The organism is Streptomyces sp. NPDC052682 (assembly GCF_040678435.1).
Taxonomy (GTDB): domain Bacteria; phylum Actinomycetota; class Actinomycetes; order Streptomycetales; family Streptomycetaceae; genus Streptomyces.
The window spans coordinates 167,409-192,710 of the sequence record NZ_JBFATS010000006.1 but is presented as its reverse complement, the minus strand read 5'-3'; the positions used below and the strand labels follow the sequence as shown (position 1 = coordinate 192,710).

Annotated in this window: 21 protein-coding genes; 10 read left to right on the top strand and 11 right to left on the bottom strand. The window is 73.2% G+C overall.

The genetic code is table 11. The features are described 5' to 3' along the window. Window positions 1-6 precede the first annotated feature (6 nt). Window positions 7-1,035, bottom strand: a complete 1,029-nt coding sequence (locus AB0K80_RS11480; RefSeq protein ID WP_365668252.1) for a LacI family DNA-binding transcriptional regulator — start codon at window positions 1,033-1,035, stop codon at window positions 7-9. 289 nt (window positions 1,036-1,324) lie between these two features. Here AB0K80_RS11480 and AB0K80_RS11475 point away from each other — a divergent pair, with 289 nt between their 5' ends. The 5 genes from AB0K80_RS11475 to AB0K80_RS11455 all read left to right on the top strand — a co-directional run bounded on the left by AB0K80_RS11475 (window position 1,325) and on the right by AB0K80_RS11455 (window position 8,334). After that, complete coding sequence (locus tag AB0K80_RS11475) at window positions 1,325-3,259, top strand: beta-L-arabinofuranosidase domain-containing protein (RefSeq protein ID WP_365668251.1); 1,935 nt, start codon at window positions 1,325-1,327, stop codon at window positions 3,257-3,259. Between the two features lie 78 nt (window positions 3,260-3,337). Then, complete coding sequence (locus tag AB0K80_RS11470) at window positions 3,338-4,579, top strand: extracellular solute-binding protein (RefSeq protein WP_365668249.1); 1,242 nt, start codon at window positions 3,338-3,340, stop codon at window positions 4,577-4,579. A gap of 197 nt (window positions 4,580-4,776) precedes the next feature. Next, window positions 4,777-5,724: a sugar ABC transporter permease gene (locus AB0K80_RS11465; protein WP_365668573.1), complete on the top strand. Its 948-nt coding sequence runs from the start codon at window positions 4,777-4,779 to the stop codon at window positions 5,722-5,724. Continuing rightward, window positions 5,721-6,533 carry a carbohydrate ABC transporter permease gene (locus tag AB0K80_RS11460; RefSeq protein ID WP_365668247.1) on the top strand — a complete coding sequence of 271 codons (813 nt, stop codon included), beginning with the start codon at window positions 5,721-5,723 and terminating at the stop codon, window positions 6,531-6,533. The genes AB0K80_RS11465 and AB0K80_RS11460 overlap by 4 nt, the downstream gene beginning before the upstream one ends. A 67-nt stretch (window positions 6,534-6,600) precedes the next feature. Further along, window positions 6,601-8,334: an RICIN domain-containing protein gene (locus AB0K80_RS11455; protein WP_365668245.1), complete on the top strand. Its 1,734-nt coding sequence runs from the start codon at window positions 6,601-6,603 to the stop codon at window positions 8,332-8,334. Window positions 8,335-8,413: 79 nt separating this feature from the next. On the opposite strand, the gene AB0K80_RS11450 is transcribed toward AB0K80_RS11455, so the two are convergent. Both AB0K80_RS11450 and AB0K80_RS11445 read right to left on the bottom strand, forming a co-directional pair. Next, a complete protein-coding gene (locus AB0K80_RS11450) occupies window positions 8,414-9,091 on the bottom strand; it encodes a response regulator transcription factor (RefSeq protein WP_365668244.1) in 678 nt (225 codons plus the stop codon). Next, complete coding sequence (locus AB0K80_RS11445; protein WP_365668242.1) at window positions 9,088-10,416, bottom strand: histidine kinase; 1,329 nt, start codon at window positions 10,414-10,416, stop codon at window positions 9,088-9,090. The genes AB0K80_RS11450 and AB0K80_RS11445 overlap by 4 nt, the downstream gene beginning before the upstream one ends. A gap of 205 nt (window positions 10,417-10,621) precedes the next feature. On the opposite strand from AB0K80_RS11445, the gene AB0K80_RS11440 reads away from it, so the two are divergent. Next, window positions 10,622-11,332 (top strand): ABC transporter ATP-binding protein, encoded by a 711-nt coding sequence (locus AB0K80_RS11440; protein WP_365668240.1) that lies wholly within the window; start codon window positions 10,622-10,624, stop codon window positions 11,330-11,332. Next, window positions 11,329-13,734: an FtsX-like permease family protein gene (locus tag AB0K80_RS11435; protein ID WP_365668239.1), complete on the top strand. Its 2,406-nt coding sequence runs from the start codon at window positions 11,329-11,331 to the stop codon at window positions 13,732-13,734. Before AB0K80_RS11440 ends, AB0K80_RS11435 begins: the two co-directional genes overlap by 4 nt. Window positions 13,735-13,801: 67 nt before the next feature. Here the strand turns inward: AB0K80_RS11435 and AB0K80_RS11430 are convergent, their stop codons facing one another. Continuing rightward, complete coding sequence (locus AB0K80_RS11430; RefSeq protein ID WP_365668237.1) at window positions 13,802-15,085, bottom strand: adenylosuccinate synthase; 1,284 nt, start codon at window positions 15,083-15,085, stop codon at window positions 13,802-13,804. A gap of 189 nt (window positions 15,086-15,274) precedes the next feature. Between AB0K80_RS11430 and AB0K80_RS11425 the strand changes: the two genes are divergently transcribed. After that, complete coding sequence (locus AB0K80_RS11425; protein WP_365668235.1) at window positions 15,275-16,129, top strand: diacylglycerol kinase; 855 nt, start codon at window positions 15,275-15,277, stop codon at window positions 16,127-16,129. Between the two features lies 1 nt (window position 16,130). Here AB0K80_RS11425 and AB0K80_RS11420 read toward each other — a convergent pair whose 3' ends face one another. Both AB0K80_RS11420 and AB0K80_RS11415 read right to left on the bottom strand, forming a co-directional pair. After that, the gene (locus tag AB0K80_RS11420) at window positions 16,131-16,745 is read right to left on the bottom strand and encodes a Uma2 family endonuclease (RefSeq protein WP_365668233.1); all 615 of its coding nucleotides are present in this window, start codon (window positions 16,743-16,745) and stop codon (window positions 16,131-16,133) included. Between the two features lie 56 nt (window positions 16,746-16,801). Beyond that, on the bottom strand, window positions 16,802-17,296 hold the full coding sequence (locus tag AB0K80_RS11415; protein WP_365668230.1) for a MarR family transcriptional regulator: 495 nt from the start codon (window positions 17,294-17,296) through the stop codon (window positions 16,802-16,804). A 73-nt stretch (window positions 17,297-17,369) separates the two neighbouring features. Between AB0K80_RS11415 and AB0K80_RS11410 the strand changes: the two genes are divergently transcribed. Both AB0K80_RS11410 and AB0K80_RS11405 read left to right on the top strand, forming a co-directional pair. Next, complete coding sequence (locus AB0K80_RS11410; protein WP_365668228.1) at window positions 17,370-18,269, top strand: ABC transporter ATP-binding protein; 900 nt, start codon at window positions 17,370-17,372, stop codon at window positions 18,267-18,269. Beyond that, the gene (locus AB0K80_RS11405; protein ID WP_365668225.1) at window positions 18,266-19,864 is read left to right on the top strand and encodes an ABC transporter permease; all 1,599 of its coding nucleotides are present in this window, start codon (window positions 18,266-18,268) and stop codon (window positions 19,862-19,864) included. Before AB0K80_RS11410 ends, AB0K80_RS11405 begins: the two co-directional genes overlap by 4 nt. A gap of 2 nt (window positions 19,865-19,866) precedes the next feature. Here the strand turns inward: AB0K80_RS11405 and AB0K80_RS11400 are convergent, their stop codons facing one another. From AB0K80_RS11400 to AB0K80_RS11380, 5 genes are all read right to left on the bottom strand, one after another. Then, entirely contained in the window at window positions 19,867-21,087 is a 1,221-nt protein-coding gene (locus tag AB0K80_RS11400) for a cytochrome P450 (RefSeq protein WP_365668223.1), read from the bottom strand. A 38-nt stretch (window positions 21,088-21,125) separates the two neighbouring features. After that, window positions 21,126-21,791: a response regulator transcription factor gene (locus AB0K80_RS11395; protein ID WP_365668221.1), complete on the bottom strand. Its 666-nt coding sequence runs from the start codon at window positions 21,789-21,791 to the stop codon at window positions 21,126-21,128. Then, complete coding sequence (locus AB0K80_RS11390) at window positions 21,788-23,125, bottom strand: histidine kinase (RefSeq protein ID WP_365668219.1); 1,338 nt, start codon at window positions 23,123-23,125, stop codon at window positions 21,788-21,790. The genes AB0K80_RS11395 and AB0K80_RS11390 overlap by 4 nt, the downstream gene beginning before the upstream one ends. Window positions 23,126-23,234: 109 nt before the next feature. After that, window positions 23,235-23,918, bottom strand: a complete 684-nt coding sequence (locus AB0K80_RS11385; protein WP_365668217.1) for a response regulator transcription factor — start codon at window positions 23,916-23,918, stop codon at window positions 23,235-23,237. Next, window positions 23,915-25,267, bottom strand: a complete 1,353-nt coding sequence (locus AB0K80_RS11380) for a sensor histidine kinase (protein WP_365668571.1) — start codon at window positions 25,265-25,267, stop codon at window positions 23,915-23,917. The genes AB0K80_RS11385 and AB0K80_RS11380 overlap by 4 nt, the downstream gene beginning before the upstream one ends. Between the last annotated feature and the right edge of the window lie 35 nt (window positions 25,268-25,302).

The following is a 25,302-nucleotide window of genomic DNA, read 5'->3' as shown; positions in this document are numbered from 1 at the left end:
GCGCCCTCACGTCGACTCCCGTACCACCAGCCGGCACGGCACCGTGTGCACTCCAGGTGCCGGGTCCGCGTCGATCGCCTCCAGCAGCCGCAGCGCCGCGATGCGGCCGATCTCGGCGAGGTTCATGTCGATCGTGGTGAGCGGGGGCCGGCTGGCCAGGGCCATGGTGTCCCAGTTGTCGTAGCCGACGACGGCGACGTCCCCGGGCACGCTCACCCCGCGCTCGCGCAGGGTGTCCGCGACCCCCCGGGCGATCTGGTCGTTGCCGCAGAAGAAGGCGTCCGTGCCGGGGGCGGTGCGCAGCACCGCGTCGGCGGCGCGCCGGCCCCACGCCTCGCTCCACTCGCCGAAGTGGACCCGGCCGGTCGACAGCTCCAGCGAGGCGGCCGCCAGGTGCTCCACGGCGTGGCGGGCGCGGTCGCGGGCGGCGGCGTGGTGCTCCGGCCCGGTGACGTGCGCGATGCGGGTACGGCCGGTGGCCAGGAGGTGTTCCACCGCGAGCCGCGCCCCGCCCCGGTCGTCGGACACCACGGAGGTGTCCTGCGGATCCGTCGACGGTGACAGGGCGTAGACCACCGGGATCGACTCCAGGCCGGTGACGCCGGTCAGCGGCGGGCGCGCGTCGGTGCGGCGGCCGGTGACGATGATGCCGTCCACCCGGCGCTCCAGCAGGGTCTGCAGATGGTGCTGCTCGCGGATGGCGTCGCCGCGCGTGTCGCACAGCAGCACCGAGATCTTCCCGGCTCCGAGCGCGTCCTCCGCGCCCAGCAGCACGGGCGTGCTGAACCGCCCTATGCCGTCCGTCGTCACCAGCCCGACCGTCCAGCTGCGCCCCGTGTGCAGGCTCTGGGCCGCCTGGTTGGGGCGGAAGCCCAGGGCCGCCACGGCGTCCAGCACCCGCTGCCGGGTCTCGGGACGCATCCGGCCACCGCCGTTGAGCGCCTTCGACGCCGTGCCCACGCTGACGCCGGCCAGGGCGGCGACGTCGGCGAGGCGGGCCCGGCCGACGGGGGGAGAGCCAGGGTCAGGGGTCACGGGCAAACCTTTTTCCTCAGACTTCCTCGAAGAGGCCGACGGCCCACATCGTGGCAGTCTGCGGCGCGAAGTGCCAGCCCAAGAGCAAGAAGGAAAAAGTACGGGCGCACCTCTTGACCGGGTCGTCCGGCTGCCCTCTACTTTCACCACGAGAAAACGGTTGCCCAAACCGGTCCGCACGAGCCGCGACCGCACCCCGGGCCACCGCCGTACACCGGACGCCGTCACGTACGAGCGCGGCTGCCGCAACCTCGGGCGCCACCGCCGTACGCCATCCCCTCGGAGAGCCATGCCCAGCTCACGCTCCGCCCTGCCCTCGACGGGCCCGGTCCGTCTCGGTCCGGACGCCCGGGCCGCGCTGCGCCCCGCCGCCGCCGGCATCGACGCGGGCTTCTGGCACGCCCGCCGCGAGGTCAACGCCCGCGTCTCCCTCCCGCAGGGGCCCGAACTGCTGGAGTCCGCGGGCAATCTGCACAACCTGCGGATCGCCGCGGGGACCGCGCGGGGCGAGTTCCAGGGCGCGTACCCGTTCGTGGACTCGGACGTCCACAAGTGGCTGGAGGCCGCCTCCTGGCAGCTCGCGCAGGGCGGGCAGGAGGACCTGGCCGCGCACGTGGACCGGGTCATCGGACTCGTCGCCGCCGCCCAGCAGCCCGACGGCTACCTCAACACCTGGTTCCAGCTCCGCGAGGGCGGCAAGCGCTACACGGACCTGCGCTGGGGGCACGAGCTGTACTGCGCGGGCCATCTGATCCAGGCCGCCGTCGCCCACCACCGGTCCACCGGCCGCCCCGAACTGCTCGACGTGGCCGTGAGGTTCGCCGACCACATCGACAGCGTCTTCGGCCCGCCCGGCAGCGGCAAGCCCCTGGACGGCGTCGACGGCCACCCCGAGGTCGAGACCGCCCTGGTGGAGCTGTACCGGGAGACCGGCGAGCGCCGCTACCTGGACCTGGCCGGCTACTTCGTCGACCGGTACGGCCACGGCCTGCTCGGCGGCGAGGCCTACTGCCAGGACCGCGTCCCGCTGCGCGCGGCCGAGACCGTCGAGGGGCACGCCGTACGGCAGTTGTACCTGCTGGCCGCAGCAGCCGACCTCGCCACCGAGACCGGCGACGCCGAACTGCGCGAGGCCGCCGAGCGGTTGTGGCACGCCATGACCACCACCAAGACCCATCTCACCGGCGGCGTCGGCGCCCACCACGACCAGGAGGACTTCGGCGACCCGTACGAGCTGCCCAACGAGCGCGCCTACTGCGAGACCTGCGCCGCCATCGCCTCGATCCAGTGGAGCTGGCGCATGGCCCTGCTGACCGGGCGGGCCCGCTACTCCGACCTCATCGAACGCACCCTGTACAACGGCTTCCTGGCCGGGGTGTCCCTGGACGGCGAGCGCTGGCTGTACGTCAATCCGCTCCAGGTCCGCGACGGCCACACCGACCCCGGCGGCGACCAGTCGGCCCGCCGCACCCGCTGGTTCCGCTGCGCCTGCTGCCCGCCCAACGTGATGCGGCTGCTGGCCTCCCTGGAGCACTACCTGTCCAGCTCCACCGAGGACGGCCTCCAGATCCACCAGTACGTCACCGGCACGTACACCGCCGACGGCATCCGCGTCCGCGCCGCGACCGACTACCCCTGGCACGGCACGATCGCCCTCACCGTCGAGGAGACCCCGGCCGACCGCTCCTGGACGCTGTCCCTGCGCATCCCGCAGTGGGCCGGCGACTTCCGCGTCCGTTGCGGGGGCGAGACGTACGACGGGCCCGCCGAGGACGGCTGGCTGCGCCTGGAGCGCAGCTGGGCACCGGGCGACCAGGTCGTCCTGGAACTCCCCCTGGAACCGCGGCTGACCGCGGCCGACCCCCGGGTGGACGCGGTGCGCGGCTGCGTGGCGATCGAACGCGGGCCGCTCGTGTACTGCCTGGAGCAGGTCGACCACCCCGGCGGCGGCCTGGACGACATCGTCCTGGACACCACCCGGCCGCTCGCCGTGAAGCACCGCCCGGACCTGCTGGGCGGGGTCACCACCGTGGTGGCCGCCGGCCGGCGCCGGCACCTCCCCGACCCGGGCTGGTGGCCGTACAGCCCCGCCGGAACCTCCGCCGGCACCGCCGACGCCTCCGCCCGGCACGACGGCGATCCCGTCGAGCTCACCGCCGTCCCCTACTACGCCTGGGCCAACCGCGACGACGGCAGCATGCGCGTCTGGCTGCCCACCTCCTGACCCCCCTCCCCCTGCCCTCCCCTGCCCTCCCCTGCCCTCCTCTCCGACGCCCCTCTCACGACAACGAGGTCCCCCGTGATGCCCACCCGCAGAACCCTGCTCGCCGCGTGCGCCGTGGTCGGCGCGCTCGCCTCCGTCACCGCGTGCGGTGGCGGCTCCGCCGCCTCCTCGTCCTCCGGCGCACCCAAGGGGACGTACACGTTCTGGGACCCGTACCCGCAGTTCGACGCCTCCTCGCCGTGGGGCAAGCGCGTCACCGCCTGCGGCAGGCAGGCGGGCGTCACGGTCAAGCGCACCGGCATGGACACCACGGACCTCGGCAACAAGGCGCTGCTGGCCGCCCAGCAGGGCAACGCGCCCGACGTGATGCTCGTCGACAACCCGGTCGTCTCCACGCTGGTGGACGCCGGCATCCTCACCAAGACCAGTGACCTGGGCCTGGACACCGCGTCGATCCAGAAGAACATCATCGGCGCGGGCACCCTCGACGGATCGGCGTACGGCGTCCCGATCGGCGCCAACACCCTCGCGCTCTACTACAACAAGAAGGTCCTGTCCGCCGCGGGCGTCGACCCGGCCTCCGTCAAGGACTGGGCCTCCCTCACCGCGGCCCTGAAGAAGGTCAAGGCGGCCGGGAAGAAGGGCATCACCTTCTCCGCGATCAACACGGAGGAGGGCAGCTTCCAGTTCCTGCCCTGGTTCTGGGGAGCGGGCGCCGACCTGAAGAAGCTCGACTCCGGCCAGGGCGTGGCGGCCCTCGGCCTGTGGAAGCAGTGGGTGGACGAGGGCTACGCGCCCAAGGACGTCCTGCAGAACACCCAGACGACCAGCTGGCAGGAGTTCGCCACCGGCGAGTACGCGTTCGGCGAGAACGGCACCTGGCAGCTCGGCAACGCGGAGAAGGCCGGCTTCCCGTACGGCATCCTCTCCATCCCCGGCAGGAACGGCGGTGCGGCGCCCGTGCCGACGGGCGGCGAGTTCGTCACCGTCCCCGTCCAGAAGGACACCGCGCGCTACGACGTCAGCAAGAAGATCGTCGAGTGCCTGACCAGCCCCGCGAACCTGCTGGCCACGGACACGACCCTGATGTACATCGCCCCCACCGCGGCGGTCCAGGCCGAGCAGGTCAAGCAGAACCCGAAGCTCAAGCCGTGGGTCTCCGCCGTGGCGGCGGCCCGGGGCCGCACGAGCGGCGGCCTGGGCACCACCTACCCGACGATCTCCCAGCCGATGTGGACGGCCGTACAGGCGGCTCTGTCCGGCAGCAAGACGCCCCAGGCCGCCATGGAGACGGCCCAGTCCGCCGCCTCGAAGGGCTAGCCGCCCGAGGACGGGAGCGGGCCGCGGCGGCGCGTCGCGGGCCCGCCACCCGGCTGGTCCCCCTCCCCAGCACTGTGCCGGCAGGCCAGGGGCGCGACCCGCGGCGGGTCCGGCGCGACCCGGCCCCGCCCCCGCCGCAGGCACCCCCGTACCCAGGAGTCCGTATGACCACCGCCCGAGCAGCCCGGCCCCCGGCCATGACCGGGGCAGACGCCGGCGCCCGGCCCGATCCCGTGCTCCTGCGGCGCCGCCAGGACCGCAGGAGCAGGGCCCGGACCCGGCTGACCGCGCTGGCCTTCGCCGCCCCGCTCGTCGCCTACCTCGCCGCCTTCTACCTCTATCCCCTCTACCGCAACCTCGACCTGAGCCTGCGCGACTACACCGTCCGCTCCTTCGTGGCCGGCGACGCCCCCTTCACCGGCTGGGAGAACGTCCGCAAGGTCCTCGACGACCCGGCCTTCGGCCCGGCGATGCGGCACACGCTGGTCTTCACGTTCGTGTCGATCGCGTTCCAGTACGCCATCGGCCTCGCCCTCGCGGTCTTCTTCAACCGCCGCTTCCCGTTGTCGGCGGTCCTGCGCGCCCTGTTCCTCATCCCCTGGCTGCTGCCGCTGATCGTGTCGGCCTCGACCTGGTCGTGGATGTTCAACAGCGAGTCCGGCGTCGTGAACTACTTCCTGCGCTTCTTCGGCGTGGACCCGGTCGGCTGGCTCACCTCACCCGACTGGGCGCTGGCCTCGGTCGTCATCGCCAACATCTGGATCGGCATCCCGTTCAACCTGGTCATCCTCTACAGCGGCCTGCAGAACATCCCCGCCGAGCTGTACGAGGCCGCGTCCCTGGACGGGGCGAGCAGCTGGCAGCGGTTCCGCCGGATCACCTTCCCGCTGCTGCGCCCGGTCTCCGCGATCACGCTCCTGCTCGGCCTGGTCTACACCCTGAAGGTGTTCGACCTGATCTGGATCATGACCAAGGGCGGCCCCGGCGACGCGTCCTCCACCCTGGCGACCTGGTCCTACCAGCTGGGCTTCGGCACCCTCCTGCCCAAGTTCGGCCCCGGGGCGGCGGTCGGCAACATCCTCATCCTCATCGCCCTGGTCTTCGGGCTGCTGTACGTCCGGCTCCAGAGGAGGCAGGAAGCATGAAGACCCGGCGCTCCTCCACCGTCCTCGGCCTGGTCCTCACCGCGCTGATGCTGTTCCCGGTGTACTGGATGCTGAACGTGTCCCTCACCCCGCAGCAGGACATGCGCAAGAACCCGCCCGACCTGCTCCCGCTGCACCCCACCTTCGAGGGCTACCGGGCGGTCCTGGACGACCAGCTGCCGTACCTCGGCACGAGCCTGCTCATCGGCCTGGGCACGGTCGCCCTCACCCTGGTCCTGGCCGCCCCGGCGGGATACGCACTGGCGAAACTGCGCCCACCCGGCGCGGGAGCGCTGAGCCTCGCCCTGCTGATCGCCCAGATGATCCCCGGCATCGTCATGGCGATGGGCTTCTACGGCATCTTCCTCGACGCCGGCCTGCTGAACTCCTGGTGGGGCCTGATCATCGCCGACTCGACGATCGCCGTGCCGTTCGGCGTCATGATCTTCACGGCGTTCATGTCGGGCATCCCCGGCGAACTCACGGCCGCGGCCCGCATCGACGGCGCCGGCACCTTCCGCACCTTCTGGTCGGTCGTGCTGCCGGTGAGCCGCAACGCCCTCGTCACGGTCTCCCTGTTCAGCTTCCTGTGGGCCTGGTCCGACTTCGTCTTCGCCACCACCCTCGACGGCGGCGGCGACTGGCAGCCGATCACCCTCGGCATCTACCGCTACATCGGCAACAACAACCAGGAGTGGAACGCGATCATGGCCACCGCCGTCGTCGCGTCGATCCCCGCAGCGGTCCTGCTGGTCCTCGCACAGCGCTACGTGGCCGCGGGTGTGACCGCGGGCGCGGTGAAGGACTGACGTCCCCCTCTCCCCCCTCTCCCTCTCCCTCTCCCTCTCCCTCTCCCTCCGTGAGGAGATCCCCTCCATGAGCCGCACAAGACCCCTCGCCGCCGCCCTGAGCACGGCCGCCCTGGCCGCCCTGCTGGCCACGGCGGCCCCCGCCCACGCGGTCCCCACCTCCGCCACCACCCTGGTGGTCAACGCCGGCCAGACCCTGCGCCCGGTCACCCATGTCGCCACCGGCAGCCTCTACGGCCTCGCCGACGACGCCACCCCCGCCGACAGCCTGGTCACCCCGCTCAAGCCCAACACCTTCGTGCAGATGGCCCCGGGCGGCTCCCAGCTCCCCAACGGCGAGCCGAAACCGGCCGGTGACGCCCTGGTCGTGGCCCCCAAGGCGGCCCGGGCCGGCGCCAAGGTGGTCGTCCGCATGCCCGACTGGTACCCGAACTTCCCCTACAAGTGGGTCAGCTGGAGCGACTGGCTGTCGGCGGTCGACAAGCAGGTCGCGTCCGTGCAGGCGTCGGGCGCCACGAACATCGCCGCCTACGAGCTCTGGAACGAGCCGGACTGGACCTGGGACACCACCAACGCGGGCTCGTTCGACGCCGGCTGGGCGCGGACGTACAAGGAGGTCAGGGCGAAGGACACCAGGACCCCGATCCAGGGCCCGAGTTACTCGGTGTGGAACCAGTCCTGGATGAGCCAGTTCCTGACGGACGCCAAGGCCTCGGGGACGGTCCCGGACATCATCGCCTGGCACGAGCTGCAGGGCAGCGCGAACATCGCCGCGCACGTGTCGGCGTACCGCGCGCTGGAGTCGAGCCTCGGCATCAGCCCGCGCCCGATCGCCATCGAGGAGTACGCCAAGCCCGCCGAGATGGGCATCCCGGGCGCCCTCATCGGCTACGTCGCCAAGTTCGAGAGGACCGGCGTGCACGACGCCGAGCTCGCCTTCTGGAACCACTACGGCACCCTGGGCGACACCCTCACCGACACGGGCGGCTCCCCGAACGGCTCGTACTGGATGTACAAGTGGTACGGCGACATGTCGGGGAACATGCTGGTCACCACGCCTCCCGCGCAGACCGGCATCGACGGCATCGCCTCCCTCAACAGCTCGGGCAACCAGCTCAGCGTGATCGCCGGCGGCTGCACGGGCTCCTGCGCGGTCCGGGTCGACGGCCTGTCCTCGCTGCCGGCCTTCGGCAGCACGGTCCACGTGAAGCTGGAGTACACCCCGAACACCGGCCGTACGACGGCCTCCCCCGGCCCGCTGACCATCTCCGACGCGGACTACCCGGTCACGAACGGCTCGATCACCGTCCCAGTGACGATGAACGCCTCCGACGGCTACCACCTGGTGATCACCCCCACCGGCACCTCCACCACGCTGGCCGGCCGCTACCAGATCACCAACAAGAACAGCGGGCTGGCCCTCGACCCGCAGAACGGCGGCACCGCCCAGGGCACCACGGTCGTCCAGGCGGCCCCCACCACCGGCACCGACCAGAACTGGACCCTCGTCTCCGCCGGCCAGGGCCTCTACAAGATCGTCAACCAGAAGAGCGGCCTCGTGCTCGGCATCGACCAGATGAGCACCGGCAACGGCGGCACGGCCCTGATCTGGGGTGACAACGGCACCGCCGACCACCTGTGGCAGCTGATACCGGCCCGGGACGGCTTCTACAAGATCGCCAACTACAACAGCGGTCTGCTGCTGGGCGTGGACCAGATGAGCACGTCCTCCGGCGCGCAGGTCCTGCAGTGGGCGGACAACGGCACGGCCGACCACCTGTGGAAGCTGACGGCCCGCTAGCGGCCGGCCCCGCACGCCCTGTGTCCCTGGCCGATGTCGGCGGCCAGGGACACAGGCACGCCCAACGCCGCGCGGACCCTCACCGCGCGCCTGTGCCGGGCGTGATCAGCCCCGTCTCGTAGGCCACCACCACCGCCTGCGCGCGGTCCCGCAGGCGGAGCTTGGCCAGGATGCGGGCCACGTGGGTCTTGACGGTGGCTTCGCTCAGACCGAAGCGCGCCGCGAGTTCGCAGTTGCTCAGGCCGGTGCCGAGGGCCTGGAGCACCTCCGTCTCGCGCGGGGTGAGCACGGACAGGTCGCGGTGCAGGGCGGCGGTCCGGGTGTCCTGGGAGACGAAACGCTCGACCAGCCGGCGGGTGATGGCCGGGGCGAGCAGCGCGTCCCCGGAGCGGGCCAGGCGGACGGCGGCGACCAGGTGTTCGGGGGTGACGTCCTTGAGCAGGAAGCCGCTGGCGCCCGCGGTGAGGGCCGCGTAGACATAGCGGTCCAGGTCGTAGGTGGTGAGGATCAGGACGCGGGGCGGGTCCGGCACGGCACCGGAGAGGATGCGGCGGGTGGCCTCCAGGCCGTCCAGGCCCGGCATCCGGATGTCCATGAGGACCAGGTCGGGGCGGGTGCGCTCGACCGCCTCCACCGCCTGCTGCCCATCGGCGGCCTCCGCGACGACGTCGATGCCGTCGGCGGTGAGGATCATGCCGAAGCCGGTGCGGACCAGCGCCTGGTCGTCGGCGATCACCACGCGCGGCGCCCCGGTCACGACGCCGTCTCCCCGGCCGGGGCGCCGGTGCGTTCCTCCACGGGGATGACGGCGCGGACGTGGAAGCCGCCGGTGGGCCGCTCGGCCGCGTCGAGCGAGCCGCCGTACACGGCGAGCCGTTCGCGCAGGCCGCGCAGACCGCGGCCGCCCCCGGGACCGGCCGGGGCCGCCGGGGTGCCACCGGTGTCGCAGACCTCCACCCGTACGGCCTCGGGGGTGTGCTCGACGGACACCTGGACTCTCGCTCCGGCCGCGTGCTTGACGACGTTGGTCAGCGCCTCCTGCACCACGCGGTACGCGGCCAGGTCGGCGCCGGCGGGCAGGGCGGCCGGGGTGCCGGTGACGCGCAGCTCCACCGGGACGCCGCTCGCGCGGACGCGGTCGGTCAGGGCCGTCAGCTGGGCGAGGCCGGGCTGCGGGGCCAGGCCGGAGTCGGCGGCCGGGTCGGGTCCCTCGCCCTCGGCCATCGTCAACAGGCCCATCACGTGGCGCAGTTCGGCCAGCGCGGTGCGCCCGCCCGCCTCGACGGCCAGCAGCGCCTCGCGGGCCCGGCCGGGCGCGGCGTCCATCACCTTGCGGGCCGCCCCCGCCTGGATCACCATCACGCTCACATTGTGGGTGACCACATCGTGCAACTCCCGGGCGATCCGGGCCCGTTCGCGCTCCACGGCCAGCCGGGTGGCGATCTGCTGCTGCTCCTGGAGGTCCCTCACGCGCTGCTGCCAGGTGTGGATCGCGTTCGCCCCGAGCCCCACCCCCAGCAGCACCAGGAACGGCACGAACCCGGGTGTGAAGTACGGGAAGTACTCCTCGTGGAACACCGCCATCAGCACGGCGCCCGCCGGCAGACCGACCAGGGTGCGCAGCCGGTGCGGGCTGTGGACGGCGGCGCTGTACGCGGCGGCCACGCACGACGCGAACGCGTACAGGGTCGCGACGCCCGCGCCGGTGCGCTGGTTGAGGACCAGGGTCACGGCGAGCACCGCCCCGTACGCCGTCAGGGGGCACCGGCGCCGCAGGGCCAGGGGCAGCGCGGTGAGCGCGGCCAGCACCAGCTCCCCGGGATCCGCCGCCGGACCGCCCGCCGGCGGTCGCACGGGCGGGGGCGGCGGGAGAGGCCGGCCGTCGCCGAACGCCGGGAGCGGGACCGCGGCCCGGTCCTCGTTCAGAACGGCGCCCACCGTGCAGGCGGACAGGACCACGGCGAGCACCACGTCGGCCGTCCACGTCCACCGGGACAGCCGCGGCGGCGGGCCCGGCCGCAGCAGCGCCCGGGCACCGCTCCTGAACCGCTCGACGCTCGCCCGCCCGGCTCCCCCACCCATGCGCCCAGTGTGGCAAGCGGCTCCCGCCCCCACATCCCTCCCGCCGGGGAGGGGCCGTACATCCGCCGCGTACATCCCGGGGATGACGCCCGCGTGCCGTCCGTCGGGCACGGCAGCCGCGTTCACCGCCGCGGGCGACGCCCTGGGCCCCGCACCGCTCCTAGCGTCGGGCCGGACCGTCCGCACACCGGCTTGGGGAGACACCGTGGCCACCACGACCGCACCGCCCGTCATCGACATCCGCGAGGTGAGCAGGACCTACGGGGAAGGGCCGCCCGCGCTCGACAGGGTGAACCTGAGCGTGCGGGCCGGGGAGGCGGTGGCCGTGCTCGGCCCCTCGGGCAGCGGCAAGTCGACGCTGCTGAACCTGATCGCCGGGCTGGACCGGCCGAGCGGCGGCAGCGTCACCGTCGACGGAGTGCGCGTGGACCGGCTGGGCGAGGCCGCCTCGGCACGCTACCGGCGGGCGCGGATCGGCATGGTCTTCCAGTTCTTCCACCTGCTGGACGACCTGACCGTGCGGGACAACGTCCTGCTGCCCGCCCAGCTCGCCGGCACGCCCCGGGCCGAGGCCCGCCGGCGCGCCGCGGAGCTGCTGGGGCGCCTCGGCATCGACCGGCACGCCGACGCCCACCCCGGTCGGCTCTCCGGCGGGGAGCGGCAACGGGTGGCGGTGGCGCGGGCCCTGATGAACCGTCCGGCGCTGCTGCTGGCCGACGAGCCCACCGGCGCGCTGGACACCGCGTCCGGCGAGGACGTACGCGCCCTGCTGGCCGCGCTCCACGCGGACGGGCAGACGCTGGTGCTCGTCACCCACGATCTGCGCCTGGCGCAGTCCTGCGCGACCCGCACGGTCGAGCTGGTCGACGGACGGATCGTGCACGACTCGGCGCACCCGGCGGCGGTGACCCGGTGAGCGCCCTGGGCCGGGTGGTGCGCGCCGGGGTCGGGCGGCGCCGTCTGCAGACCACGGTGATGATCCTGACCACGCTCGTCGCGGTCACCGCGTCCGTGGTGGCGGCCGGGGTGCTCGCGGCGTCCCGGGCGCCCTTCGAGCACGCGATGGCCGCGGCGCGCGGCGCCCATCTGACCGCGCGGTTCGACCCCGGGAGAGTCACGGCCGAGCAGCTGGCCGCCACCGCGCGGGCGCCGGGCGTGACCGCGGCGGCGGGCCCGTTCCGCACCCTGTCGCTGCGGCCGCGCACCGTCACGGCCTCCGACCTGGTCCCGGCCGGGACCGTGCTGCCCGCGCTGACCGTCGCCGGGCGGGCGGACCCCACCGGGCCGGTCGACCGGCTCCGCCTCGTCGAGGGCCACTGGGCCACCCGGCCCGGCCAGATCGTGCTGGCCGAGGGCGAGCTCCCGCTACGGCCGGGCGCCCGGGTGGATCTCCCCGGCCTGCCGGGCGCACCGGCCCTGACGGTGGTGGGACTGGCCCGGTCGGTGACGGGCACGGCCGAGGCCTGGGTGACACCCGGGCAGGCGGAGTCCTTGACCGGCAAGGCAGCGTCGGCGACCGGCACGGACAGCGCGACCGGATACGAGATGCTCTACCGCTTGCGGCACGCGGACACCGATGCTCAGGTGGCCGCAGGCCGCGCGGCGATCGGCGCCGCCGTGCCCGCCGGAGCGCTGACCGGGAGCCGCTCCCATCTCGCGGTACGGCAGGAGCAGCTGGCCAACGCGCTGGCGTTCGTGCCGTTCGTGGCCGCGTTCGGGGTGCTGGGCCTGGCCATGTCGGTGCTGATCATCGGCATCGTCGTCAGCGGCGCGGTCGGCTCGGCCACCCGGCGCATCGGCATCCTGAAGTCCCTCGGCTTCACCCCGGCCCAGGTGGTGCGGGCGTACGTCACCCAGGCGCTGATTCCGGCCGCGGTCGGCTGCGCGCTGGGCGTGGCGTTCGGCGCCCTGCTGGCCGGCCCGGTCCTCGGCGAGGTCGAGGACGTCTACGGCACCGCCCCGGCCGCCGTCCCCTGGTGGGTCGCGGTGACGGCGCCCGGCGTGGCGCTCGCGCTGGTCGCCGGGGCCGCCCTGGTGCCCGCGCTGCGCGCCGGCCGGCTGCGCCCCGTCGAGGCGCTCGCCGTCGGCCGGACGGCGCGGGCGGCCCGTGGCGGTCCGGCGCGGCGGCTGCCGGTGCGCCTGCCGCTGCCGCGCCCGGTCGGCCTGGGCCTGGCGCACCCGTTCGCCCGCCCGGCCCGGTCGGCGACGACGGCGGCCGCGGTCGCCCTGGCCACCCTCACCGTCACGTTCGCGGCCGGGCTGGCCCTGACCCTCGGCGCGGTGCAGGAGCACCGCAGGCTCGATGCGGCCGCCCCGGTCGTCGTGGACACCGGCGGCGGCCAGGGCCCGCCGGGTGCCCAGGTGGTGCCCGCCCCCGGCCAAGAGCCCGCCCAAAAGGCCGACCCGGCCAGGGTCACCGCCGCCCTGGACGCCGAGCACGGCACCCGCCGCTTCTACGGCACCACCCTCACCGAGGTCCACGCGTCGGGCCTCACCGGCCGTACCACCGTGGCGGCGTACGAGGGCGACGCGTCGTGGGCGGCGCCGCCGCTGGTGTCGGGCCGCTGGCTCACCGGCCCCGGCCAGGCGGTGGTCACCCAGCGGTTCCTGGACGCCGCCGGTATCGAGGTCGGCGGCACCGTGACCCTGACCGCGCCGGGGCACCGCACCTCGGTACGCGTCGTCGGTGAGGCGTTCTTCACGGAGAACGACGGCATGGTCCTGCTGACCCGCACCGCCACCCTCCAGGCCCTGGGACTGGACGCGGCCCCCACCCGCTTCTACGCCGAGCCGGACCCCGGCACGGACACCTCCGCCTACCTGACCGCGCTGCACCGCGCCCTGGACGGCACCGGCGCCGTCGCCCACCCCAACGACGACGGCTCCTCCGGCGTGGTGGTGGCGATGGAGACGCTGATCGCCCTGCTCACCCTGCTGCTGGTCGCGGTCGCGGGCCTGGGCGTGCTCAACACGGTCGTCCTCGACACCCGGGACCGCGTCCGGGACCTCGGGATCCTCAAGGCCCTCGGCATGACGCCCCGGCAGACCGTGGGCATGGTCCTCACCTCGGTCACCGTCGCCGGCCTGCTCGCCGCGGCCGCCGGGCTCCCGGCCGGCGTGGCCCTGCACCACTGGGTCACCCCGCTCATGGGCGATGCCGTGGGCCTTGACCTGCCCCCCTCGCACCTCGCGGTGTACGCGCCGGAGCTGCTGGTGCCGCTCGCCCTGGCGGGCGTGCTGATCGCGGTGGCGGGCGCCCTGCTGCCGGCGGGCTGGGCGGCCCGCGCGGACACGGCCCGGGCGCTGCGCACCGAGTGAGTCGGCGACGCGAAGAGGGGCGCCCCGAAGGGCGCCCCTCACCGTGGACCGCGGTCCCCGGGCCTGCCTACACGAACGAGTTGATCTGGATCGTCTCGTCCCGGCCCGGCCCCACGCCGATCGCCGAGATCGGGGCGCCGGACATCTCCTCCAGGGCCTTCACGTAGTTCTGCGCGTTCTTCGGCAGGTCGGCGAAGGTCTTGGCCTTGCTGATGTCCTCGCTCCAGCCCGGCAGCATCTCGTAGACGGGCTTGGCGTGGTGGAAGTCGCTCTGGGAGTACGGCAGCTCCTCCACGCGCCTGCCGTCGATCTCGTACGCCACGCAGACCGGGATCTGCTCCCAGCCGGTGAGCACGTCGAGCTTGGTGAGGAAGAAGTCGGTCAGGCCGTTCACCCGGGTCGCGTAGCGGGCGATGACCGCGTCGAACCAGCCGCAGCGGCGGTCCCGGCCGGTGGTGACACCGCGCTCGCCGCCGATCCGGCGCAGCGCCTCGCCGTCCTCGTCGAACAGCTCGGTCGGGAACGGACCGGCGCCGACGCGGGTGGTGTACGCCTTGAGGATGCCGATGACCCGGCTGATCTTCGTCGGGCCCACGCCGGCGCCCGTGCAGGCACCGCCGGCGGTCGGGTTGGAGGAGGTGACGAAGGGGTACGTGCCGTGGTCGATGTCGAGCAGCGTGCCCTGGCCGCCCTCGAAGAGGACCACCTTGTCCTGCTCCAGCGCCTGGTTGAGCACCAGCACGGTGTCGGCGACGTACGGCTTGATCTGCTCGGCGTAGCCCAGCAGCTCCTCGACCACCTGGTCCACGGCGATCGCGCGCCGGTTGTACAGCTTGGTGAGGATCTGGTTCTTGACGTCGAGGGCCGCCTCGACCTTCTGCCGCAGGATCGACTCGTCGTACAGGTCCTGCACCCGGATGCCGACGCGGTTGATCTTGTCGGCGTAGGTCGGGCCGATGCCGCGCCCCGTCGTGCCGATCTTGCGCTTGCCGAGGAAGCGCTCGGTCACCTTGTCGACGGTGACGTTGTACGGCGTGATGATGTGCGCGTTGCCGCTGATGAGGAGTTTGGAGGTGTCGACGCCACGCTCGTTCAGTCCGCTCAGCTCGGAGAGCAGGACCGACGGGTCGACGACGACGCCGTTTCCGATGACCGGCACGCAGCCGGGCGACAGGATTCCGGAAGGGAGCAGGTGGAGGGCGTACTTCTGGTCGCCCACGACTACCGTGTGGCCGGCGTTGTTGCCGCCCTGGTATCGCACCACGTAGTCGACGGAACCACCGAGGAGGTCCGTCGCCTTTCCCTTGCCTTCGTCACCCCACTGAGCACCGAGCAGCACAAGTGCGGGCACGCGCGTACACCCCTTCCGGGCGGGGCATGTCCATGGTCAGGGGCGTACGCGGTGGGATTCCGCCGCGTGCACCGCGACCGCCGTTGGCCGCAACCGTCGGACCGGATGCCCCGGAATAGACGAAGCCCCTGGCGCAACAGCGCAGCGCAAGGGGCTCTTGCACAAAGATGCTACCCGAGGAAGCGAGGCATGGCCGAGGTGGCGACTCCTCCGACGTCCGACCAGCTGCTGGTGATCATCGATCCGGTCGCCCGGAGGACGGACGGGGAATCCGTCCGGATCGCGAAGGACGTGCTCAGCGCGGGTGCCGCGACCAAGCTGTGTCTGCCGGACGGTCCGGAGGAGTTCGCCCGGGCGCTGGAGCGGCGCGGGTCGCGGCGGCCGGTGGTGGTCGGCGACGACCGGGCCCTGGTGCGCGCGGTGTCGTTGCTGCACCGGCAGCGGGAGCTGGCGGCGTGCGCGCTGTCGTTGGTGCCGGTGGGTCCGGTGCTCGGGCTGGCCCGGTCGCTGGGGGTGCCCACGGGGGCGGTCGCGGCGGCCCGGGCGGTGCTCGACGGGGTCGAGCGGCGGATGGACCTGCTGGTGGACGACAGCGACGGGGTGGTGCTGGGCGCGCTGCGGATCCCGCCGGTGGGCGAGGCCGCGCGCGACGAGGCGCCCGGGGCCGGGCGGCCGTGGCTGCGCGGCTGCCAGTCCCTCGTCCGCACCCTGGTGCCGGCCCGCCCGTCGCGGGTGACCGCGCCGCCCGCGCCCGGGCCGTCGCGGCTGCGGGTGGAGGTGGACGGGGAGCTGCTCGTCGACCTGGGCCAGCCGGTGGAGGCGGTGTCCGTCACGCCGGGCGAGAAGGGGGTGGCCTCGGTGGAGGTGCGGCCGGTGTCGGTGGGGGCGGAGGCGTCCCCGCTGCTGGCGGAGGGCCGGACGGTGACGGTGTCCGGGGCGCACTTCCGCTACCGGACGGACTCGGCGATCTCGGGGCCGGTACGGACGCGGACGTGGGTGGTGCGGGAGGGTGCTTGGGGGCTCACGGTGCCGGGGGTGGGGTGAGTCAGACCTTGGTTTCGGGGTTCTCCGGGACTCCGAAGCCGGTCGTGTCGAGGGTGCAGCCCAGAGGATCCGGGATGGGCAGCTTCTCGCCGAACGGCTTGGTGAAGCGGACCTCGTACCCTTTCGCCGAAGGTGACCCGTGAACGATGGCCCGCTGCTCCTGCATGTCCAGAACGAGGTAGAGAGGGACGCCCGCCATGGCGTATACCTCGACCTTCTTGGTGAGGTCGTCCTTGCGGGTCGCGGGGGAGGTGAGCTCGGCGACGAGGAACAGGCCCGCACCGTCCAGGCGATGGCTCTCCGTCTCGAAGACGCTCTCGTGGGCAACGTGGATGTCCGGCCCGTAGGCGCATTCCGCCCCTGGGAAGGTGTAGAGGAACGGCCCCCGTTCGATCACGTGCGCTTCGGGAAGATGTGGCTCGAGCTGTGCGCACACCAGGCGCATCACACGGTGGTAGTACCCCTTCGACCACGGCGACACGACGATGCTCCCCCTGACGATCTCGGCCCGGTAGCCGTCGGGCACGTTCAGTTCGTCGAGGAGGTCGAGAAGCTCCTCGAAGCTACTGCGGGGCTCGGTACCGCTGATCACCGGTCGCTCTGCCATGAGTGTCATGATGCGCCCTCCCCTTGAAGCGGACCACCCACTACTCAGCGTATCCGATCATTTACTCACCCGCCGAACCGCTCCGCCCGGTACACCCGCCAGCGCTCCATCATCTCGGCCACGTCCCGCTCGATGAACTCGAAGAACGCCAGCGTCTCGGCCAGCCTGCGGCCCGCCGGGGTCTGCGGGCCGAGGCTGGTGATGCCCTCGCGCAGGGCGTCCTCCCAGCGCTTGATGATCGCCTCGCGGTTGGTGAGCGCCTCGTACCACTGGTCGCTGTGCACGCGGTACCGCTCCCGGCGCGAACCGGGCTCGCGCTCGCGGGAGAGCATGTGGACCTGGGCGAGGTAGCGCACCGCGCCGGAGACGGCCGCGGGACTGATCCGGAGCCGTTCACCCAGCTCGGCGGAGGTCAGGGCGCCGGTGTCGGAGGCGAGCAGCGCGGCGAAGACCCGGGCGGGCATGCGCGGCAGCCCGGCCTCCACAAGCTGCGCCGCGAAGTGCTCCACGAACCGTGAGACCGCCTCCGGGTCCCGCTGCACCGCCTCCGAGTCCGCCATGCCACCAGCCTATCCGACCTTCACCACCTTCCTTAACTTCACAAATTTCTGAAAGAAGCGTACGTTCGGAGGCATGACGAAGGCCATCACCGTCTCCGGACTGCACAAGTCCTTCGGGCGGACGCGCGCGCTCGACGGCCTGGACCTGGAGGTCGCCTCCGGCGAGGTCCACGGCTTCCTCGGCCCCAACGGCTCCGGCAAGTCCACCACTATCCGCGTCCTGCTCGGCCTGCTGCGCGCCGACTCCGGCGCCGCCCAGGTGCTCGGCCGCGATCCGTGGGCGGACGCGGTGGAACTGCACCGCCGGATCGCCTACGTCCCCGGCGACGTCACCCTGTGGCGCAACCTCTCCGGCGGCGAGGTCATCGACCTGTACGGCCGGCTGCGCGGCGGGCTGGACCAAAAGCGCCGGGCCGAGCTGATCGAGCGGTTCGAGCTCGACCCGGCCAAGAAGGGCCGTACGTACTCCAAGGGCAACCGGCAGAAGGTCGCCCTGGTCGCCGCGTTCGCCTCGGACGTGGACCTGCTGATCCTGGACGAGCCGACCAGCGGCCTGGACCCGCTGATGGAGGAGGTCTTCCAGCGCTGCGTGGCCGAGGAGCGGGACCGGGGCCGGACGGTCCTGCTGTCGTCCCACATCCTCAGCGAGGTCGAGGAGCTGTGCGACCGGGTCAGCATCATCCGCAAGGGCCGCACCGTGGAGAGCGGCTCGCTCGCCGACCTGCGCCATCTGACCCGTACGAGCGTGACCGCCGAGCTCGCCGGGCCGCCCGACGGGCTGGCGCGGCTGCCCGGCGTCCACGGCCTCGACGTCCAGGGCCGCCGGGTCCGGCTCCAGGTCGACACCGACCGGCTGGACGCGGTGCTGCGCGCGCTGAGCGAGGCGGGCGTGCGGTCGCTGACCTCGACCCCGCCAACGCTGGAGGAGCTGTTCCTGCGGCACTACCAGGACGAGGCGGTGAGCGCCCGATGACCACGTTCGCGCTGCGGCCGGGCGGCTCCCGGCAGCTGGCCGGCACCGGGACGCTGCTGCGCTTCGCGCTGCGCCGGGACCGGCTGATGATCCCGGTGTGGACCGCGGTGACCGCGCTCATGGTGCTGTCCATGCCGAACTCGCTCAACGCCCTGTACGGCACCCCCGCCGACCGCGCCGGTCTGGTCCGTCAGATGGAGACCAACTCGGCGCTGCGCGCCATGGTCGGCCCGGTCTTCGGCGACTCGCTCGGGGCGCTGACGGCCTGGCGGGTCGGGGTGTACGCGGCGGGGCTGGCGGCCGTGACGAGCCTGCTCGTCGTCGTACGGCACACCCGCGACGAGGAGGAGAGCGGCCGTCAGGAACTGGTGGCGTCCGGCATGGTCGGCCGCCGGGCCTCCCTGACGGCGGCCCTGCTGGCGGCGGCGGTCGGCAACGCGGCCCTGGCGCTGCTGGTGACGGCGGGACTGGCCGGGCAGGGCGCGCGGGGCGCGCTGGCGTTCGGGCTGGGGATCGCGGGCACCGGGACGGTGTTCGCGACGCTGGCGGCGATCGTGGCGCAGCTGACCGAGAGCGCGCGGCTCGCGCGCGGCCTGACCGCGGGCGTGCTGGGTGCCGCCTTCGTGCTGCGCGCGGCCGGCGACGCGGCGACCGACGACGGCTCCTCACCGCTGACCTGGCTGTCGCCGCTGGGCTGGCTGGAGAACCTGCGCGCGTTCGCGGACGAACGCTGGTGGGTGCTGCTGCTCTTCGCGGGCGCCGCCGTGCTCCAGGGCGTGGTCGCGTACGGGCTGGCCGGCCGGCGGGACGTCGGCATGAGCTTCCTGCCGACCCGGCCCGGACCGGCGTCCGGGCGGCTGGGCGGCGCCGGGGCGCTGGCATGGCGGCTGCAGCGGGGCAGCGTGCTCGGCTGGAGCATCGGTTTCCTCCTCGCCGGGGTGATCTACGGCTCCCTCACGGACGGCGCCGCCGATCTGGTCGGCGACAACGCGGGCGCCCGGCGGATCATCGAGCGCATGGGCGGGCAGGCCGGCCTCACCGACGCGTTCCTGTCGGCGATGATCGGCATGCTCGGGCTGGTCGCGGCCCTGTACGTCGTGGCATCCGTGCTGCGCCTGCACGGCGAGGAGACCTCGGGGCGCGCCGAGCCGGTGCTGGCGGGCGCGGTGGGGCGGCTGCGGTGGGCGGCCGGTCACCTGCTCATCGCCTTCGGCGGCTCGGCGCTGCTCCTGCTGCTCGCCGGGCTCGGTTTCGCCGTCGGGCACGGCAGGGACATCGGCCCGATCCTCGGGGGCTGCCTGACACAGCTCCCGGCGGTGTGGGTGATCGGCGCGGTGGCGGTCCTGCTGTACGGGCTCGCGCCCCGCGCCGCGACGGCCGCCTGGGGCGTGGCCGGGGCGGTGCTGCTGATCGGGTGGGTCGGGCCCGCGCTGGACGTACCGCAGGCGGTGCTGGACCTGTCCCCGTTCGGTCATCTGCCGAAGCTGCCCGGCGGGCAGATGGAGTGGGGGCCGGTGCTGGTGATGTCCGGGATCGCGGCGCTGCTCACGGCCGCCGGGCTGGTGGGGCTGCGCAGGCGGGATGTGAGCGCCTGACCTCACCCCACCTCCACGCTCAGGCCCTTCAGCCCGCGGATCACGAAGTTCGGCTTCCGCTCCGGCTCGGCGGCCAGGCGCAGGGTCGGGGCCTTCTCCAGCAGGGCCGTCATGGACGCCGCCAGCTCGATCCGGGCCAGCGGAGCGCCGATGCAGTAGTGGATGCCGGCACTGAAGGAGATGTGCGGGTTGTCCCTCCTGGTCACGTCGAGGCGCTCGGGGTCGGTGAAGACCGCCGGGTCGTGGTTGGCGGAGCCGAACAGCATGGCGATCTCCGCTCCGCGCGGGATGGTCGTGCCGTCGATCTCGATGTCGTCCAGCACCCAGCGTTCGAAGAGCTGGAGCGGGGTGTCGTAGCGCATCAGCTCCTCGATCGCCGAGGGGACCAGGGAGTGGTCCGCGCGCAGGGCGGCCAGCTGCTCCGGGTTGCGGAACAGCGCCCACCAGCCGTTGACCGTGGCGTTCACGGTCGCCTCGTGGCCCGCGTTCAGCAGCAGCACGCAGGTCGAGATCATCTCCTGCTCGGTCAGCCGGTCGCCCTCCTCGTACGCCGCGATCAGGCCCGAGATCAGGTCGTCCCCGGGCTCCTTGCGGCGCTCGGCGATCAGGCCGCGCAGGTAGTCGGAGAACTCGAGCGAGGCACGCACGGCCTTCGCCGCCGCCTCCTCGGACGGGTTCAGCTCGTACATCCCGCAGATGTCCGCCGACCAGGGCCGCAGCGGGGCCCGGTCGGCCTCCGGGACGCCGAGCATCTCGGCGATCACAGCGACCGGCAGCGGTTCGGCGACGTCGGTGAGCAGGTCACCGCCGCCGTCGTCGACGAGCCGGGTCACGAGCTCGCTCGCCAGCCCGTGGACGTACGGCTTGAGCTGCTCCACCGTGCGCGGTGTGAACGCCTTCGACACCAGGCGCCGGATCCGGGTGTGGTCCGGCGGCTCCAGGTCGAGCATCCCGTGGTCGTTGAGCGTGTGGAACGGCTCGTGCTCCGGCGGGGGCGGGGTCCGCCCGAACTCCTCGTGCGTGAACCGGTGCAGGTAGGTCCGCCCCAGCCGCCGGTCCCGCAGCAGCGCCGAGACGTCCGCGTGGTGCGGCACCAGCCACTGGCCGGTGGGCTCGTAGTAGTGCACCCGCCCCTTCGCCCGCAGCTCGGCGTAGGCGGGGTAGGGGTCGGCGAGGAACGCCGGGTCCCAGGGGTCGAAGGCGAGGCCGGAACGCGCTGACATGCCCGGACGCTAACTCTTCGCGGCCCCGTTGACCAGGGTCAGCCCGGCGTGACCAGTCGTGCCTCGTACGCGAACACCGCCGCCTGGGTGCGGTCCCTCAGGCCCAGCTTCACCAGGATCCGGCTCACATGGGTCTTGATCGTCGACTCGGCGACCACCAGCCGCTCGGCTATCTCCGCGTTCGACAGGCCCTGCGCGATGAGGACCAGAACCTCCGTCTCCCGGTCGGTGAGATCGCCGTACGCCGCCTGCGCCGCCGGCATCAGACGCGGGCCGTCGGCCAGCTTGGAGAACTCCGTGATCAGCCGCTTGGTCACCGACGGGGCGAGCAGGGCCTCGCCGGAGGCGACCACCCGTACGCCGTCCGCGAGCTGGCGTGCCGAGGCGTCCTTGAGCAGGAAGCCGGAGGCTCCCGCGCGCAGCGCCTGGTACACGTACTCGTCGAGGTCGAAGGTGGTCAGCACCAGCACCTTCGCCGTGCCGTCCGCGGCGACGATCTCCCGGGTCGCCTCGATGCCGTTCAGCTCGGGCATGCGGATGTCCATCAGCACGACGTCCGGGGCGAGTTCGCGGACCCTGGTGACGGCTTCCCGCCCGTTCACGGCCTCGCCGACGACCTCGATGTCGGGCATCGCGTTCAGCAGGACGGAGAAGCCCTCGCGCACCATCATCTGATCGTCCGCGATCAGGACGCGGATGGTCATGCGTCACCGTCCTCGAGCGCTGCCGCGACCGGCAGGAAGACCGTCACCTCGTAGCCGCCGTCGTCCGTGGCGCCCGCGGTCATCTCGCCGCTGAGCATCGAGACCCGCTCCCGCATCCCGGTGATGCCGTGCCCGGCGCCGGGCGACGGCTTGATCAGGCCCGGCTGGGGCGGCGGGCCGTTGACTATGCGCAGGCCCAGGCCGCCGAGGACGTAGGCGATCTCGACGCGGGCGGTCGCGCCGGGTGCGTGCCGCAGGGTGTTGCTCAGCGCCTCCTGGACGATGCGGTACGCCGACAGCTCCACGCCCTGCGGCAGTTCGCGCACCGCCCCGGTGACGGTCTTGCCGACGGTCAGCCCGGCGTCCCGCACGTTGTCGAGCAGGGCGTCCAGGTCGGCGAGGATGGGCTGGGGGGCCTCCGGGGCCTCGTAGTCCTCGGCGCGGACCACGCCCAGGACGCGGCGCAGCTCGGTGAGGGCCGCCACCGCGTTCTCCCGGATGGTGGCGAACGCCTTCTCCAGCTCCGGCGGCGGGTTCTCCACGCGGTAGGGCGCTGCCTCCGCCTGGATGGCGACCACCGACATGTGGTGGGCGACGACGTCGTGCAGTTCGCGGGCGATGGTGGTGCGCTCCTCCAGCAGGGTCCGCCGGGACCGCTCGTGCTCGGTGACGGTCTGCTGCGCGGTGACCTCCTGCTCGGCCTCGCGGCGCACGTGCCAGACGGTGACGCAGAGCAGGATCAGCGCCGAGACGACCAGCATGGGCGCGGTGTTGGTGGCGTAGCGACCGGAGCCGAACAGCGTCTCCGCCAGGAAGCCGTAGGCCGCGGTCAGGGCCCACATGTAGGCGGCGGTGCGCGGCCTGGTGCGCACGGCCACCACCGTCAGCACCGTCAGGTGGCAGGCGAAGCTGCTGGGCCGCCACGGCCAGTCACCCCACTCGCTGCCGAACGGGACGGTGAGCAGGGCGGCGGCCAGGGACAGCCAGAACGCCCCGACCGGCCGGACCATGGTCAGCAGGATCGGGATGACGGCGAGCGGGGCCAGCAGGACCGTGTCCGCCCCGGTGTCGGCGCCGGCGATGAGCAGGGTGAGCAGGGCGGCCGCGCAGATCACGGCGTGCGGTGTCCACACCGCGTACTGCCGCAGCCGGCCGGGCAGCCGCCGGATCAGCGGGCCGTCCACGCTCCTGCGGGGCAGCGGGCGGTAGGCGAAGGCGTGGTGGAGCAGGTCCTGCCGCAGCCCGCGCAGGGCGTCCGCGGCCAGCCGGTACTCCGGGGTGCGCGACTTGGCCCCGTCCACCGGCGGCGTCGTCGTCTGGGTCGTCTCGGTCACGTACGCAACGGTAGGCGCGGCCCCGGGGCCGGGGCGTCCCCAGTGAGGGGGGTTCTTCGGCATCCGTCTCAGGTACTACGGGTCCTGGCCGGGCCGGTCTCCCGCCGGGTCAGTATCCCGCCGGCCGCACCAGCCCCGACTCGTAGGCGAACACCGCGGCCTGGGTGCGGTCCCGCAGGCCCAGCTTCACCAGGATCCGGCCGACGTGCGTCTTCACGGTCTGCTCGGCGACCACCAGCCGCTGGGCGATCTCCGCGTTCGACAGGCCCTGCGCGATCAGGGCGAGCACCTCCGTCTCCCGCTCGGTCAGATCCCCGACGCGTTCCTTCAGCGGGGCGCGGGGCCGGTCGTCCAGGCGGGCGAACTCGGCGATCAGCCGCCGGGTGACGCCCGGCGCGAGCAGCGCGTCACCGGCCGCGACGACCCGCACCGCCTCGGCGAGCTGGTCGGCCGAGGCGTCCTTGAGCAGGAACCCGGAGGCCCCGGCCCGCAGCGCCTCGTACACGTACTCGTCCAGGTCGAAGGTGGTCAGCACCAGCACCCTGATGTGCGGGGTGGCCACGGTGATGCGGCGGGTGGCCTCGATGCCGCCCAGTTCCGGCATGCGGATGTCCATCAGCACCACGTCCGGGAGCGTCTCGGCGACCTTGGTGACGGCGTCCAGGCCGTCCACGGCCTGCCCGACCACCTCGATGTCGGGCTGGGCGTTGAGCAGCACGGTGAAGCCCTGCCGGACCATCTGCTGGTCGTCGGCGATCAGTACGCGAATGGGGCCGCTGGGGCTGCTCGTCATGCGGGTCCGTCCTCGAAGTGGATGATGTGGTCGCGGTCGGTGGTGGCGCGGGGTCCGGGGTCGCGGCCGAGCAGGGCACGCGTGTCCGGGGCGCCGGCGGGCGGGGTGTCCGGGAGGAACGCGGACACCTTGAAGCCGTTCCAGTGCCACGGGTGGGCGGTCATGCTGCCGCCGAGCATGGCGACCCGCTCCCGCATGCCGAGCAGCCCGTGCCCGGCGCCGGTCGACGGGGGCGCGGGCCGGGTCGGCCGGGAGTTGACGACCTCCACCCACAGCCCGTCCGGTTCGTAGGCGATCCGCACGGTGGCCCGCGCGCCGGGCGCGTGGCGCAGCACGTTGCTCAGCGCCTCCTGCACGATCCGGTACGCCGACAGCTCCACGCCCTGTGGCAGCGGCCGCCGCTCGCCGGTGATCTCGGTGGTGACGGCGAGGCCTGCGGCCCGGGTGTTCGCCACCAGCGCGTCGAGCCGGTCGAGGGTGGGCTGCGGCGCGTCGGGGGCGGCGCCGGTGCCGGGCCCGTCGGGTGTCTCCGGGGCGTCGGGGTGCTCCGAGCGCAGCACCCCCAGCACGCGGCGCAGCTCGGTCAGCGCGTCCAGCGCGTTCTGCCGGATGCCCGCGAGGTTCTCCTTCAGCTCCTCGGGCGGGTCCTTGACCAGGTGCGGGGCGACCTGCGCCTGGATGGAGATGACGGACATGTGGTGGGCCACCACGTCGTGCAGCTCACGCGCGATACGGCTGCGCTCCTCCAGCAGGGTGCGCCGGGCCCGTTCCTCGGCGGTGAGCGTGGTCTGCTCGACGAGTTCGGCGCGGGCCTCACGGCGGCCGCGCAGGGCGGTGCCGAGGATGAAGGCGACGGTGAACAGGCTGACCGCGAGCAGTCCGGTGGACTCGTAGTCCGGCGCGCCCCACAGTCCCTGGACGACGTAGGTGACCAGCGCGGTCACCGCCAGCGCCTCGCCGGAGACCCGGGTCGGCACCCGCAACGCGAGCAGCAGCAGCACGAGCAGGTGCGCGATGATCCCGCCCGTGGTCCAGGGCCAGGTGAACCCGGACGCCTCCCGGCCCAGCAGCATGTGGCGCACACCGACGGCGCCCACCACCGTGGCCCCCAGCGACAGCCACCACGCCGGGACCGGCCGCCACAGACCGAGGACGACCGCACCGCCTTGCGCGAGGCCGACGGAGAAGGCCCACCCGAACGCGAGCCCCGCGTTGTCCTGGAGCTGGGCGATGTCACCGACCGTGATGCCGAACGCGGCCAGGCACAGCACCCCGTGCGGCAGCCACCGCGTCCACAGCGAGGGCGGCAGCGGATCCGCCCGGACGGTCCACAGGTCCTCGCGCAGCATCCTCAGCCAGCGCAGCACACGGGTCGTGACCGCGC